Origin of the sequence: Pseudomonas sp. NPDC089407, assembly GCF_044900445.1 — a bacterium.
Lineage (GTDB): Bacteria > Pseudomonadota > Gammaproteobacteria > Pseudomonadales > Pseudomonadaceae > Aquipseudomonas.
Genome location: NZ_JBJDNB010000025.1, coordinates 1 through 12044, shown reverse-complemented (window position 1 = coordinate 12044; position 12044 = coordinate 1). Strand labels below are relative to the sequence as shown.

Annotated in this window: 20 protein-coding genes; 19 read left to right on the top strand and 1 reads right to left on the bottom strand. The window is 53.7% G+C overall.

Annotated features, from left to right (window positions below):
- Positions 1 to 269: 269 nt before the first annotated feature.
- The 15 genes from ACI2KG_RS19050 to ACI2KG_RS18980 all read left to right on the top strand — a co-directional run bounded on the left by ACI2KG_RS19050 (position 270) and on the right by ACI2KG_RS18980 (position 8422).
- Positions 270 to 911, top strand: coding sequence for a hypothetical protein (locus ACI2KG_RS19050; RefSeq protein ID WP_225786321.1), 642 nt, complete (start codon positions 270 to 272; stop codon positions 909 to 911).
- Positions 908 to 1969: a hypothetical protein gene (locus tag ACI2KG_RS19045; RefSeq protein ID WP_220037631.1), complete on the top strand. Its 1062-nt coding sequence runs from the start codon at positions 908 to 910 to the stop codon at positions 1967 to 1969. The genes ACI2KG_RS19050 and ACI2KG_RS19045 overlap by 4 nt, the downstream gene beginning before the upstream one ends.
- Positions 1970 to 2135: 166 nt before the next feature.
- Positions 2136 to 2552 (top strand): hypothetical protein, encoded by a 417-nt coding sequence (locus tag ACI2KG_RS19040; protein ID WP_146226902.1) that lies wholly within the window; start codon positions 2136 to 2138, stop codon positions 2550 to 2552.
- 229 nt (positions 2553 to 2781) lie between these two features.
- On the top strand, positions 2782 to 2979 hold the full coding sequence (locus tag ACI2KG_RS19035) for a hypothetical protein (protein WP_110765376.1): 198 nt from the start codon (positions 2782 to 2784) through the stop codon (positions 2977 to 2979).
- 14 nt (positions 2980 to 2993) lie between these two features.
- Positions 2994 to 3326: a hypothetical protein gene (locus tag ACI2KG_RS19030; protein WP_110765377.1), complete on the top strand. Its 333-nt coding sequence runs from the start codon at positions 2994 to 2996 to the stop codon at positions 3324 to 3326.
- Positions 3327 to 3662: 336 nt separating this feature from the next.
- Positions 3663 to 3854: a hypothetical protein gene (locus ACI2KG_RS19025; RefSeq protein ID WP_110765378.1), complete on the top strand. Its 192-nt coding sequence runs from the start codon at positions 3663 to 3665 to the stop codon at positions 3852 to 3854.
- Between the two features lie 90 nt (positions 3855 to 3944).
- Positions 3945 to 4121 (top strand): hypothetical protein, encoded by a 177-nt coding sequence (locus ACI2KG_RS19020; protein ID WP_170978786.1) that lies wholly within the window; start codon positions 3945 to 3947, stop codon positions 4119 to 4121.
- Positions 4118 to 4435: a hypothetical protein gene (locus ACI2KG_RS19015; protein WP_110765379.1), complete on the top strand. Its 318-nt coding sequence runs from the start codon at positions 4118 to 4120 to the stop codon at positions 4433 to 4435. The genes ACI2KG_RS19020 and ACI2KG_RS19015 overlap by 4 nt, the downstream gene beginning before the upstream one ends.
- 411 nt (positions 4436 to 4846) lie before the next feature.
- Complete coding sequence (locus ACI2KG_RS19010) at positions 4847 to 5191, top strand: hypothetical protein (RefSeq protein WP_110765381.1); 345 nt, start codon at positions 4847 to 4849, stop codon at positions 5189 to 5191.
- Positions 5188 to 5346, top strand: coding sequence for a hypothetical protein (locus ACI2KG_RS19005; protein ID WP_232858963.1), 159 nt, complete (start codon positions 5188 to 5190; stop codon positions 5344 to 5346). The genes ACI2KG_RS19010 and ACI2KG_RS19005 overlap by 4 nt, the downstream gene beginning before the upstream one ends.
- Positions 5343 to 5894, top strand: coding sequence for a hypothetical protein (locus tag ACI2KG_RS19000; protein ID WP_110765382.1), 552 nt, complete (start codon positions 5343 to 5345; stop codon positions 5892 to 5894). The genes ACI2KG_RS19005 and ACI2KG_RS19000 overlap by 4 nt, the downstream gene beginning before the upstream one ends.
- Before the next feature lie 230 nt (positions 5895 to 6124).
- Positions 6125 to 7006 carry a non-homologous end-joining DNA ligase gene (ligD, locus tag ACI2KG_RS18995; RefSeq protein WP_110765383.1) on the top strand — a complete coding sequence of 294 codons (882 nt, stop codon included), beginning with the start codon at positions 6125 to 6127 and terminating at the stop codon, positions 7004 to 7006.
- A 175-nt stretch (positions 7007 to 7181) separates the two neighbouring features.
- The gene (locus tag ACI2KG_RS18990; protein WP_110765384.1) at positions 7182 to 7502 is read left to right on the top strand and encodes a hypothetical protein; all 321 of its coding nucleotides are present in this window, start codon (positions 7182 to 7184) and stop codon (positions 7500 to 7502) included.
- Between the two features lie 35 nt (positions 7503 to 7537).
- Positions 7538 to 8047, top strand: a complete 510-nt coding sequence (locus ACI2KG_RS18985) for a hypothetical protein (protein ID WP_404662937.1) — start codon at positions 7538 to 7540, stop codon at positions 8045 to 8047.
- A 6-nt stretch (positions 8048 to 8053) separates the two neighbouring features.
- Positions 8054 to 8422: a hypothetical protein gene (locus ACI2KG_RS18980; RefSeq protein ID WP_110765386.1), complete on the top strand. Its 369-nt coding sequence runs from the start codon at positions 8054 to 8056 to the stop codon at positions 8420 to 8422.
- Between the two features lie 47 nt (positions 8423 to 8469).
- Here the strand turns inward: ACI2KG_RS18980 and ACI2KG_RS18975 are convergent, their stop codons facing one another.
- Positions 8470 to 9048: an N-acetyltransferase gene (locus ACI2KG_RS18975; protein ID WP_110765387.1), complete on the bottom strand. Its 579-nt coding sequence runs from the start codon at positions 9046 to 9048 to the stop codon at positions 8470 to 8472.
- A gap of 339 nt (positions 9049 to 9387) precedes the next feature.
- Between ACI2KG_RS18975 and ACI2KG_RS18970 the strand changes: the two genes are divergently transcribed.
- The 4 genes from ACI2KG_RS18970 (at position 9388) to ACI2KG_RS18955 (ending at position 11820) form a co-directional block, all read left to right on the top strand.
- Positions 9388 to 10035, top strand: a complete 648-nt coding sequence (locus ACI2KG_RS18970; protein WP_110765388.1) for a glyoxalase superfamily protein — start codon at positions 9388 to 9390, stop codon at positions 10033 to 10035.
- A gap of 383 nt (positions 10036 to 10418) precedes the next feature.
- Positions 10419 to 10724: a hypothetical protein gene (locus ACI2KG_RS18965; protein WP_232889727.1), complete on the top strand. Its 306-nt coding sequence runs from the start codon at positions 10419 to 10421 to the stop codon at positions 10722 to 10724.
- Between the two features lie 155 nt (positions 10725 to 10879).
- Complete coding sequence (locus ACI2KG_RS18960) at positions 10880 to 11623, top strand: hypothetical protein (RefSeq protein WP_110765390.1); 744 nt, start codon at positions 10880 to 10882, stop codon at positions 11621 to 11623.
- An 11-nt stretch (positions 11624 to 11634) separates the two neighbouring features.
- Positions 11635 to 11820: a hypothetical protein gene (locus ACI2KG_RS18955; protein WP_146226904.1), complete on the top strand. Its 186-nt coding sequence runs from the start codon at positions 11635 to 11637 to the stop codon at positions 11818 to 11820.
- Positions 11821 to 12044 lie beyond the last annotated feature (224 nt).

Below are 12044 nucleotides of genomic sequence, written 5' to 3'. Positions count from 1 at the left end.
GCCTTTTTTTATGATGACGCGAACACCTGGTTCGCATTGCATCCGTCACCGGCCGCAACCTTGAGCGTTACTTTGACAGGTCCGTGGTACCAAGGACGCGAGTGACGCGGGTTGCGCCCTGATTGATAACAGCCCATCACACAAGGGGCAAGCATCCCCGCTGCCCCAGCAGGCCGCCCCGTCGTCGCAGAAGGGGCTTTCCAGTCTATACGCATCCATGTAGCGTATGCATACGCGTTATGAATCAATCTAGCGAGGAGTGTATGGGTTTGGATTGCAATGCCGATGGATCATCAGCCACGCGCTTAAATGTCGAGCGTTCTGCGGTGACCAAGTTAGTAATCACTGGGGGGGTGAACCTCGACCCCATCACCGTATTTCTGGAGGATCTTGGAAGCCGGGCGTCTCCACGTAGCGAGGCCCCAGATCACATTTCCGGTCAGGGTAATCTGACCATCCGTTGTGCTGGCGAGAGCTGGACTTCCTACTGGGGCGGCATGGGTACAAGGACGGTGACTGAATTTGTTGCCAAGTGCAGTGATGAGTACATCCTGAATTGCCTAAGCCGCGGCCTGAGCAGCACTCGATTCAGCGCAAAGGCTCTTAAACAGCTCTCAGCACGGTGCATCATCGATCGCCGGCGCGAGCGGAGCGGTACCGATTGGGAACTGGGGTATCTCGACGCAGAGGATGCTCGCTCGCTGTACAGGCGGCTCGATGAGCTTCGCGATGTTGAGTCGTTACGGGACTGCTGGAGTCATTCCGAGCTCCTATCCCTTCTGTTCGGTGATGAATGGCATTACCCCGTCGATCGAGCTACCGAACCAAACCCGGACTACACGTACCTGCTACGGATCGTTCAAGCAGTCCAACAAGCGCTCACACAACCGGTCGAGGCGGCGGCAGCATGAACGGTTCTGGACAGCTGGCAGGCTTGCCGCCCTTCGCTAACTTGGTGATCCGAAAACTGCAGCGCTTCGACGAATGCGCCGGCGATGGCCAGGGCGCTGACATCGGGGCCCAGTGGTTTGATGTTCTCACCCAGTTGGGGTTGCTCAAGCGCGTTCAGCGAAGCCCAGCCCTATGGCAGATCACAGAACAAGGGGAGCGGCTCCTGGAGTTCCGGTCTGGCGCAAAGAGCGAGGATGCGGTGCGGGTTGAAGCCGTCGCCGTGACACGGGCTGATGTGGATGGGTTGCGGCTTGAGTGGCTGCTTGAGGGCGGCATTGCAGCGCTGGAGCATGCGGACCAGGTACTACTGATTGCTCATGGCTCGATCACGGACGAGGAGGGTGGTGGCGAGGTCTATCTGAAGGCTCCGGCCGTGCCGACTGCAGAGCAGCGCGACATGGCTCGCGTGTACGATGTGATTGGCCTGCACCATGGGCAACCTGTGGGCGTTCTGCTGACGAACCTTGGTAACATCAAGCGCTTTTCTGAATACCTGGGTGCAGTGGAGCGCGCATTCTTCATGGTTCCAGGTGAGCCGTCTGATGAAGCCGAAGATGGAGGCGCACCCATCGACGACGAATGCCTGTTGAATAAATTCCCGGCAGCCAGCACTGAGCATTACGTTGATCAGTTCCGCGAGGCGCTGATCACGATCGGGGCGTTACAGCGTCATGAACCTGATACTTCGACCGTCGCTGAGCTCAGGAGCGAATGCAACTTGTTGAGAGCCCAGCTGGCTGAGTTGCCGGCGTACATCGCTGTGCTTGAAAAATTCCAGGCCGAGGACGGCAATTATGTCCGCCTTGCCGATGTGCTTGCAGCACTTATCGCCTGTGCCGACCGGACACAGGCAACCGGTTATCGCCTATTGGCGCCAGGCGAGAAGATGCGTGCGGATGACCAGTTTTTGGCTGATGACGCAACTACCTGGCGCCAGCTTGCAGAAAGCCCTGTGTTTATTGGTATGCCCTATTCACGCGGCATGGTCCCGGTGCGCCGGGAAGCTTCTACGGCATAAGGCATCACCGACCTTCAACCCGGCCTGGCCGGGTTTTTTATGGGTCGAATCCGGGGTCGCAACAGGGTGACGCCGCTGTTCATTCTTCCGGCACCAGGGCCGGAGGCAGATCTTCATGCTGGGTGTGGTTCATCTCATTGGCACAAGGACAACGTCGAGGTATGCCATGACCTGTTTCATCGCGGTTAAAACCAGCTGCACCATTCCTGAGAAAATGCATGCTCAATCCGTTCTCAAAGAGCAAGGCCTCATCGGTGATCGTTATCCCAGGATAATGGAGCAAGTACCTCGCTCAGTTCGCGAGTATTTTGAGCCACTCCCTCTCGGTCATGATGCAGTGAGTGTCTTTTCAAACGAAGTAGAAACTCTTTCGTATCGTAAGGCAGCAGCTGACTCACTGGGTCAGGCTATTGAAGAGCTACCTGAATCTAAAGTTCAAGGCCCCGTAAGGACGGCACGTATAAAATGCAAGTTGGCCGCTAATTTCGGGAAGTCTCATGCGGACGTGACCGATCGATACTGCGAAGTAGTTTATTTGCTCCATGAGGGCGGTGTGAATTTCTATTACAACAAAGGGAATTGAGCGCAAGGCGCTTGATAGGGAGCAAAGATGAATAAAAATGTGAACCACTTCGTACAGCACGCCCGCCGTGTAAATCGCATATTAATCCTCTTGAAGAAGCAGGGTGAACGCGACAAAGCAGTTGACTGTAAATGCATTCGCAGCCTTTGGATGTCTGAGGCTCGACGTGCCGCAGTCTGAACAGCCTCTTGTTTTTCATCAGCGATCGGTCTAACCAAAAGGTAACACCATGACCAACTACGATACGGTTGATACTCACATCAACACAATCCGTGCTGGCGATACAGTCCTCCACAACGGCGAACTACGCACCGTCTGCAATTCGGACATCAAACGCCGCGGCTTCATGGGGGCGACTCTGTTTGGTGATAGCTATCGTTCGGGCACTGTGCCCGTGCAGCTCGCTCGTATCAATCGCGCCATCTAACAAGGAAAGACCATATGCAATACAAAGTGACCTACCTGCTTGGTGGCCAAGTGCGTGATGCCGTTATGACACAGAAAGAACTGGATGAGTGCCGAAGCCGCTGTGAGGTAACCGAAGCGACTATTGTCAGCGACCAGGAGACGTCTACAGCGGATTCCAGTTCCGAAGGCCAGGAGACCGATGGCTGGACGGAGTTTTCCTATGGTGGCAAGCGCTGGTCGTTCGACTCAGATCAATTGGCACTATGGGATGAGCAGTTACAGGAATTTGATTTCCTTGCATACCATTTGCTGGTTAAACCCACCATAGAGTCAGTCACCGGCTTCATTCAACGTCAAGGCTATTGACACCATCTCCCGTCCAACGAAACACCCACCCGGCTTCGGCCGGGTTTTTTTCGCGCAACGAAAGGAACTTGGAGCTTGCTCCGATGGACCTTCATCCAGGTCAGAGAGTACGGGACCTAACACGCTAAATGCCAGTGGGAGCGCATCTTCACGTTTGGCGGCTGCTTAAGTGCTTGTTGATTTCCGTGGGCAGGCGAAAATCCTCCCTCCAGACGGCTATCTCGGGCTTTTTTTAGTAAAATAGTTGTCCTATAGGATAATATCCACTTGATAAAAGTTGGCGTATAGAATAATCTTTTAGCCTCGAAGCCACCGCACGCTAACAAGGAAGCCCCCATGGCCAAGCGCCTCGCCCCTGATGAACTGTACGCCCGCTTCATCGCTTTGAAAGAAGCTGCTGACCACCTGCGTTTGCTTGAGTGGACTGATGATAAGACCGAGCGTGAACAGGGCCTCCAGGTTGCCGAGCTGCTGGGGCGCCAAGCAAATGAATATCTAGAGCGTGCCCAAGCTGCTTCCGCAAATTGAACAAGGGAAACTCCATGAATCTTCCTATTGCCCTCCCTGATGGCTGCGGGAGCCAAGGTGACTAGCGTCGTCGAATCATAGGATCGCGCCATGAGTAAGCTGAAGCTGCATTACGACGACTGGGACGGCGGCACAGAGGCTGACCAGGACATGCCGGAACAGTTGATGTGCGGCACCGAAGTCGGCGATGCGCAACTGACGCCATACAAGGATCAAGTAACGTGCAAGCGCTGCCTGAAAATTATCGAAAAATGGAGCAAGCCGTGATCGTCGATAAAGCGAAACTTAAGGTGCTGGCTGAAGCAACAAAAGGCTGGGATTACATGACTGGGTGCTGGCCGGAAGGGGCTGAAGATGGCGAGGAAGTAACGGGCAATTGGTGTGTTGGCCAGGTCAGCGTGGATGACGATAAGTCACAAGTGTTGACAGTAAACACGGCGCAGTGGGATGCAGCGGAGGATGCGCAAAAGCTGGCTGAGTATTACGCCGCCGCCAACGCGCCTGCCATCCTGGCTCTGCTTGCGGAGATTGACCAGCTCAAGGCTGATAACGAGGCGCTTCGCCAAGGCGCAGCACGATAGGTAATCGCTCTGCTGATTTAGTAGCGTAGGTTGTATGGCTGTCACACTCATCAGAAGGAATAGGTAAATGGCGGCGGCCGTTAAGTCAGTATCCGCTTGGTTCGCTATTTTAGTAATTTGTTCAATCTGGTTGCTCCGTATACCTCTATCGGGCCTACCGGGCGAGGACGATTTGGTGTTGGGCTTCATAGGAATCATTCTGACGTTAGCGGTCTGTTTTTCGGGAATGCAATTCATGTGTGAGTCGATATCCATATTCCGTCCGGTAGCACCGCTACCCAAAGATGACACTCAACCCGAATCGAATGAATAGGGAAGTCGCACCAAGCGCACACGAAGCCCAGTCACGCGCTGGGCCGAGTCCGTAGAGGGGCACGGTAAGCGTTCCCTGGACCGAGCGGGAAAAATTGAATGAACACAGCAGCTAAAGTTTTAACTTTTTTCGTGGTTTTGGGGATTCTTTCTACAGCTGTGATGAACAGTAATAAAACCAAGCCAGTGCGCCTGGAGATAGTTGAGCCGGGTTCTGCGGCGGCAGCAAAAGCTTTGGCTCCTGAGTATTTGATGACCATGTTTACTGTCGTGGACGAGCCAGTTATCGAGGGTGACACCGCAACTGTTAAGGTCGCGCTCCTGGATCAACGATGCGTGTTGACCATGGAGCGGGCAAAACATGCAGATGACAAACATCGGTCTGGTTGGCTTGTGAATCATCAATCATGTGTACGACCCGAGGCTCAAGGAAAACACCGATGATTTACCACGCCCCGAGCAACCAATTCACCGTTCCACTGGACAGCCTGAAAAGTGGCGCAGCCAGCCTACGCTTTGCAATCAAGATGATTCGGCAAACCGCAGGGCTGCCGCTTGAAGATGGCGAACGACCCGTGCAAATGGGAATCCGATCATGAAAGATCAAGCGCCATCGGGCTACAAGCCAATACAGGACGATGTGTTGAAAACACTGGGTCTTGCGATAATCGCAGGGCAGGGCGTCGAACGCCTTTTGAGCAGTTGCCTTACGTTCCCGTTGCACGGCGAGCCCCTGCAAACTGTTGAACAGGTACAGCTCCTGCTGGCGCGATATTCGAAAGCCACGCTGGGACAATTGCTCAAAGCGCTTCGGGAGCGGGTTGAACTGCATCCCACCTTCGATGACACGTTGCATCGCTTCCTCCAGCAACGAAACATAATTGCGCATCGGCTACATGATGTGCCGGGCGGTTTTGATCTGCATTCCGATGAAGGGCGCGGAAGGCTGAAGGCTTTCCTACTCCGGTACATGGAGGATGGTCACACCGTCAGCATGGTATTCCTGGGCGTCCTCAGGGAATGGGCGAGCCAAGAGGGCATCGTTATCCCCAATGAGCACCATCTGAGCCAGCGTATGCTGGATCACCTCGACGACAATGTTATGCCGAGCTTGGAAGCCTTGATCAAGTCTAAAGAACAACCCTGAGTCCACGGCTATCCCCACGAAAACCGAACCCGGACCCAAAGGCATTTTTTGCCCGGGCATGGTGATCAAGCCGCTGGCGTCTTTGCGGAGAAAGCTTCGGATCTTTTCGTCTGCTGAACACTCAACTGGGAATCAAGGTCCTGTAGGCGAGATCGTTATGGCCGGCAAGAAAGTACCGATGCCTGAGGGGATTAGCCCGCAGCTGGTGAGCATGGTGACTAAGCCGCCGGCTGGGATCTGGCATTGGGAGACCAAAGCTGGATGGCTATCGCTTCCTTGCACGGATTGATGGTCCGATCGTCCAGTTGTTCACCAAGAATGGCCACGACTGGACAAGGAAGCTTCGCCGGATAACCAAGAGTCTTGCTCGGCTTCCAGTCCACTCGGCCTGGTTGGATGGAGAGGTGGTTTTCCAGCAGGAGGACGGCATGCCGGTATTCCACATGTTGAAACCTGCTTTCGATGCCGGACAAACCGACGATCTCCATTACGCCATTTTCGACATGCCTTACCTAAATGGAGCGGACTTGCGTGGTGAGCCGCTTGAGCTGCGTCGCCAGGCTCTTGAGGCATTGCTGGATTACTGCCCCCTCGAACAAATCCGTTTCAGTCCATCGCTCGATGCTGATCCACTGCAGCTTCTTGCCAACTGTGCTCGCATGGGGCTGGAGGGCATCGTTGGAAAGCGCGATGGCAGCCTCTACACGGGAGAGCGGGACGGTACCTGGATTAAACTCAAGTGCTGGAATAGGGCCGAGTTTGTGATTGTCGGTCTGACCAGATCGGCTGCTGGTATCAGCTCCTTATTGCTGGGTGTTCATGATGATGATGGGCGGTTGGTGTATGCCGGCCGTGTGAGTTCTGGCATCGACAGAATCAGCGCCCAAATCCTTAGCGCCTCCCTTGTGCATCTGCCGCGAGAGGGTTCTGCATTGTGTAATCCGCCACAACTGGGCAGGAATGTAGTTTGGCTGGAGCCGCTGCAGGTCTGTGAAGTGCAATTTGCCGAGTTCACCCCTGCCGGTAAGGTCCGGCACCCGGTGTTCATCGGGCTTCGCGATGACAAGCCTGCCGCAGGAATCAGCCTGGAGACGGACACAGATCTTCCTTGAGCAGGCAGGGAGGTCGACGTGTATGACGAGACGAGTACTTCGGGGTCGTGATTCTGTTTGGTGTGTGACTGTATTTTTCAGTATTATACGTACGCGTTATGGATTGGTATGCGTCGGTCTGTGGTCTGCCGACCCTGGCCAGCTGCTCAGTGAAAATTGAAAAGGAAGGTTAGATATGGGGATGCTAGTTGGCCTACTGATGGTTTTCATCTTTGGCCCCGCAATTGCAATTGTTCTGTTTTTCGTAGCGATGCGTGACCTCGCTGTGTACTACGGGGGCTGGCTTTTTCCCGCGATGTTTGGGTTGATATCTGGAATCCAATTGCAGCTCATTCCTTCGTCTGACCCAAATATTCCATTTGAAAGTCTTGTAGAGGTTATTGCTGGATCGCACCTAGTAGGCGTGCCGACTCCATTTGTATTAATCTCTGTCGGTGTCTTTTCCATTCTGGCTAAGCCAGTTTTCACCCTCATGAATGTAAAAAATAAGGCATAGGTGGTGGTCAGGAAATTCACATAGGAAATAGTATGATGAATGAACAACTCAAGGTTGATGAAAGTCAGGCTCCTAGCGTTATTGCAGCTATGGGGTCATCTGTAGTTTACGTTCTGATTGGACTAGGAGTATTGGCGGGTATCGCCGGGATTGTCGCGTTGATGATTGCTGTACCCACGGCTTGGTACGCCTGGGCGCGAATTATCACACATAACTACACAGATACTACTCCGGCGTTTTGGATCAACTGCATTTCTTTGGTCGCCGCGGCTTGGTCTCTCGGTGTGAGCTATAAGTTAGGGAATGATGCATTTCGAGCATCAGCATGGTTTGCGGGCTTAATGGTTGCAATCCTCGTTTTTCTGACTATACCGGCTGCATGTGCAGTTATTGCTGCGTCCGAAAATCTAAAATTTCCACTGGATAGCAGTGTGTCATTGCTAGATAGGATTGCCGTAGGGACTGCATGTGTCACCTTCGTAGTTCTAGGTCTCGGGGCTGTAGTTTTAATTCTCACGGCAATTTGCACTGGCTCAGAAGAGTAAGGCATCATGAGTGAAACTAAAGTGAGCTTCTTAGCCTATGTCCTGGCAGCAAGTTCTTACGTTACTGGCATGCATATCGTCATGTCTTTGCTGGGCGATGACAATATCCTGATGGGTACAATAGGTAATCTAATTGCTGCTGTTGCTGCTGTATGTTTGGAAAGGGTTCAAGCTCGCTGGATTGCATCGGTAGTCTATATCCTTCCCGCAATATTGCTGCCGTTGCTTGTTTCGTCCGCTCTAAAAGGCATGTATGGAGACACGGTGTTCGTGCTTTTGTGCGCTATCATTATTAGTGGGTTCGTGCTTCCAGTCGCCAGGCTCATAATCCCAATTTTTGCCACGCTGGCACAACGAAAGATCATCGCAAAATAGCTGCGCCTTCGGCCCCGAGTCTACGCTCACACTTGTGTCAACTAGACTCACAATTGTGAGCGGGGTCTGCCTTCCCTGTGTGGGCCATACTCCGCATCAAACCGCGCCTTTATGGATGGCCACTCGGGTGAGGCCATCACTTCACGCATGGTCCGTTCGAACTCACACTCTGGAACCAGATGCTTCCATCGCTGCTGCTCGCCGGGCTGGTGCGCGGTGCTGATGTTAGGGGTCAATTCGACCCCAGCGGCGGCAAAACGCTTGCGTGCTTTAGCCCAGAACCCAATGGACGAGCCCTTTTCGTGCATAGGGGACAGGGGGACCTGGTACTGCTGCCAGAGCTTCCATAGGGTTGCCTGACCCAAACCACGGCGTTGCTGATCGAAGGCAACTTCAAATTCGCAGATGTATACCCGGTCATTCAGCGGGCTAACGCAGTAGCGAATCCAGCCGACTTTCTGCCCGTGTTGCTCGATGGCTGCCACTATGCTCAATCCTGGGAAAACGAAGTGTCCGCGAGTTGATTCGCTGCGCAGAGTGCTTAGCTGCAGTCCAATCGCCTGCGCATCGAGGCGGGCGACTTTTCTCCGCTGGAGGTAGTGACGAAGACGGTCAATCAAAGGCATGGCCAGGTCCAGGAGGGTAGCTTTAGGAGGAAAGGGGCATTGGTCACGTAGGCACCGGTGGCGAACGGCGGTGCTTCCAGAGCCATAAATCAATCATCGCACACCAGGCCCAGCTAGGTGCCCGGAGACATGTTCTGGTTTCACCCATTCCCAGTTATTGAGAGCGTTATGCTTGATTGTCACGGCAGTCTGCAATAGCCTCTGGAGCACGGCTACTTGCTGCCTGCCCCCTCCGCCAACTGGCACGGTGAAAGCAAGGTTTAACCCAAATGGTGTTTCTCACCGGCAGGTCCAACGGAGGGACGACGCGCACCGCGGCCGGAACAACGAGAAGCCATCATGTCGACGATTGAGACGTTCAAAATACAGGCCAAGCGCCTACGCGCCCACTTGGCCCGTCACAACATGCCAGTCACTCATAGCCAAAGCCTTGAGGCTGTTGCAGCCATCCATGGGCACCGCGATTGGAACACCGCGCTGGCTGCGTTGACTCGGCCACCTACGATTCAAGCCCCTTTGCTGCTAGAGGTGACCCAGGACAGCACTCCCGAGCATCTGCACAGCTCCTTACAATCGCTGCTGCGCCTGGCGCCGGAGGCGATCCGCTTTCAGCTCGCGTCTAACGTCAGCGAAGAAATGGTTCGGGTTGCCCAGGACCTAGCAGCCCAAATCGAGAGGGCCGGTACCACTGTGATTTTCGATGGTACGGTGCGGCCGCACGTGTCCACTCTGCGACCTACCCGGGCCGGGAAAAACAGATTCGTTGATGGAGTCTATGAAGCCCTTGTCGGTATGCCGGCAGAAACCAGGGGTGAGGGAGCAACACCGATTGCCGTCCTCAAAAAAATGGGAGTTCTGGTGACTGCCATGAACATCAAGAGAGTGCGTTCAGCTGTTGAAATGTTGATCGGTATCGATACGGTTCCAGGTCTCAGCATCAGCGGAGATGGACGCATCCGAGTCCACCAATCCCCCGAGAAGCACTGATAGCTCCGCATTGGCAAATTAGATTCGAACTCTATTACGTGGAAGAATTCGGCTCCAATTGTGAGGCCGAATCCGGAAGACTTATATGACCGACAAAGCTATCACTATGTTACAAAGTTCGCGTAATTCCCCACGAACAAGCAGCTCGCATTACAATTTGCTCCAGAGAGCCTTCCGCTTTCAGCCGAACAATTTCGGTAAAGGTTCAATCGAGCCGCCATGGGTTCGGCGGTTTGAGCCGCTCTATGAGCGAGGCGAGCGACTTCGCCTCCAGCGTGGTTATCGCATCATCTTATGGCGGCCAGAAGCCTAGGATCGAGCACCTTATCAACCCCAGCCCTGGTATGAGCCGGGGCCAATGCACATCAGTAGGTAGACTATCCATGAGAGATTCATTGCTACAGGAAGGCCATAAACATTGGTTTGTTATTGACAACCATCTCAAAAGTAGCCTTGTCGATTGGCTGACGAGGTGCCCTAACCCGATAATCTGCGAAGGAAAGCGCATTCGAAAACCGAGCACCGAATTCGAGCATCAATGCAGCTACGAAATTGAGGATGGCGCCACGCCCGAAACTGCGGGGTTAATCCTGCTAAAGCTCTACACAGATGTTCCATCGTTGAACCAGAGCTTTTTAGGCGCTTTGCGTGATCATTTCAAACCAAGCAAATCGTCCGAACCGCTGTAGCCTTAGAGCTCGTTCAGCTGACCCGTAATTTTCGCTGGGGTGTTGGCATGCTCAGGCAGAATGAAAAAGATTAAACTCCAGTTTATTAATGTTGCCTTACATTGTCCTATAGTTTAACTTATGGTTCAACTAAGTCACTCTAATAGGAACGGATCATGGATGTTGCAAAATCGCGAGCTGCCTACATTGAGCAGCGCCAGCAGACCCAGGACGAGCGCAAAGCCCGTGCGGCCGAGAAGCTCAAGAACCATCAATACACCTGCCTGGTGAAGCATGACGACGCCGAGATCTGGCGTTGCAAGGCTGAGGGCACCACGGCTTATGCCTTCGACATCATGATGACCCGCTTCGGTATCGCGGTAGTCGGCGACATCGGCCATCTGACGTTCAGTGTAGGTTTGAGCTATGGCATGAATTTCTTGGCCGGCGATGACGTCACCTATTACTTGCACACCAAGCTCAATGAGTCCCACAAGAAGCAGGTGTTCAGCACGAACCTGTTCCGTCAGGTGTTGGTATCGAGCATCTGCCGGGAGCTGCACAACGATTGCTCAGAGGAAATCTGGGAAACTCTTCCAGCGTGGGCGCAGGACTCTGACCTGGTTAGAGGTGCGCATTGGGCTGAATTCCGCGCTCTGACCCTGACCCATCGTCGTGACCTGTCGAATGGTGATGACCGATGGATGCACTGGGATAACCTCTTTGATGCCGCGGAGAACATCGGTTTCACCGAGGAAGCTCAAATCTACATGAGAGATAACTGTCAAACGTTGTGCCTGGGTGAAGAGTGGTACGAGCACCGCATCACGGAGACATGTGACAGCCTCTACGCACAACTGTATATGATCAACCATGCAGCCAAAGCGATCATGGCCCAGGCTGATAAGGCTGCGGCTTGAGGGTGTAGAGCATGGCTACCGCAACCAAAGCACAGTTGGACCTGATCTATCGCCGTACGCACAACGATTACAAGGGTGTGTCCGCAGATGGTGTCCGCATGATTCTGGTTTGTCGTGGCGCGACCTGTCTTGTTCCTCTGGATGACCTTACTCCAGAAGAAGTTGCGCAAAGACTACCGAAGCCAAAAGGCAATTAACCCCCGAAGCATCCGGACCTCGCTTAGAGGTCCGCACAAATCCTCCAAGTAACCCTTCCTATCGAGCAAGCTAGAAGATGGTCACCCACTACGGAACCGGCGAGGATCAAGTCGCCTGCGGTCGAAACAACGTAAGCGTCCGGCGAACTCACCTTCCGAACTCCAGCATTAAGGGCGATGGTGTCCGCGTATTTTTAAGCGGACGCGATCACCCTTATCGCCAG

Excerpts from the sequence above, each read along its gene's own strand:
- ACI2KG_RS19045 (WP_220037631.1), top strand. The coding sequence starts at position 908 with ATGAACGGTTCTGGACAGCTGGCAGGCTTGCCGCCCTTCGCTAACTTG.
- ACI2KG_RS19040 (WP_146226902.1), top strand. The coding sequence starts at position 2,136 with ATGACCTGTTTCATCGCGGTTAAAACCAGCTGCACCATTCCTGAGAAA.
- ACI2KG_RS19035 (WP_110765376.1), top strand. The coding sequence starts at position 2,782 with ATGACCAACTACGATACGGTTGATACTCACATCAACACAATCCGTGCT.
- ACI2KG_RS19030 (WP_110765377.1), top strand. The coding sequence starts at position 2,994 with ATGCAATACAAAGTGACCTACCTGCTTGGTGGCCAAGTGCGTGATGCC.
- ACI2KG_RS19025 (WP_110765378.1), top strand. The coding sequence starts at position 3,663 with ATGGCCAAGCGCCTCGCCCCTGATGAACTGTACGCCCGCTTCATCGCT.
- ACI2KG_RS19020 (WP_170978786.1), top strand. The coding sequence starts at position 3,945 with ATGAGTAAGCTGAAGCTGCATTACGACGACTGGGACGGCGGCACAGAG.
- ACI2KG_RS19010 (WP_110765381.1), top strand. The coding sequence starts at position 4,847 with ATGAACACAGCAGCTAAAGTTTTAACTTTTTTCGTGGTTTTGGGGATT.
- ACI2KG_RS19005 (WP_232858963.1), top strand. The coding sequence starts at position 5,188 with ATGATTTACCACGCCCCGAGCAACCAATTCACCGTTCCACTGGACAGC.
- ACI2KG_RS19000 (WP_110765382.1), top strand. The coding sequence starts at position 5,343 with ATGAAAGATCAAGCGCCATCGGGCTACAAGCCAATACAGGACGATGTG.
- ACI2KG_RS18990 (WP_110765384.1), top strand. The coding sequence starts at position 7,182 with ATGGGGATGCTAGTTGGCCTACTGATGGTTTTCATCTTTGGCCCCGCA.
- ACI2KG_RS18985 (WP_404662937.1), top strand. The coding sequence starts at position 7,538 with ATGAATGAACAACTCAAGGTTGATGAAAGTCAGGCTCCTAGCGTTATT.
- ACI2KG_RS18980 (WP_110765386.1), top strand. The coding sequence starts at position 8,054 with ATGAGTGAAACTAAAGTGAGCTTCTTAGCCTATGTCCTGGCAGCAAGT.
- ACI2KG_RS18975 (WP_110765387.1), bottom strand. The coding sequence starts at position 9,048 with ATGCCTTTGATTGACCGTCTTCGTCACTACCTCCAGCGGAGAAAAGTC.
- ACI2KG_RS18970 (WP_110765388.1), top strand. The coding sequence starts at position 9,388 with ATGTCGACGATTGAGACGTTCAAAATACAGGCCAAGCGCCTACGCGCC.
- ACI2KG_RS18965 (WP_232889727.1), top strand. The coding sequence starts at position 10,419 with ATGAGAGATTCATTGCTACAGGAAGGCCATAAACATTGGTTTGTTATT.
- ACI2KG_RS18960 (WP_110765390.1), top strand. The coding sequence starts at position 10,880 with ATGGATGTTGCAAAATCGCGAGCTGCCTACATTGAGCAGCGCCAGCAG.
- ACI2KG_RS18955 (WP_146226904.1), top strand. The coding sequence starts at position 11,635 with ATGGCTACCGCAACCAAAGCACAGTTGGACCTGATCTATCGCCGTACG.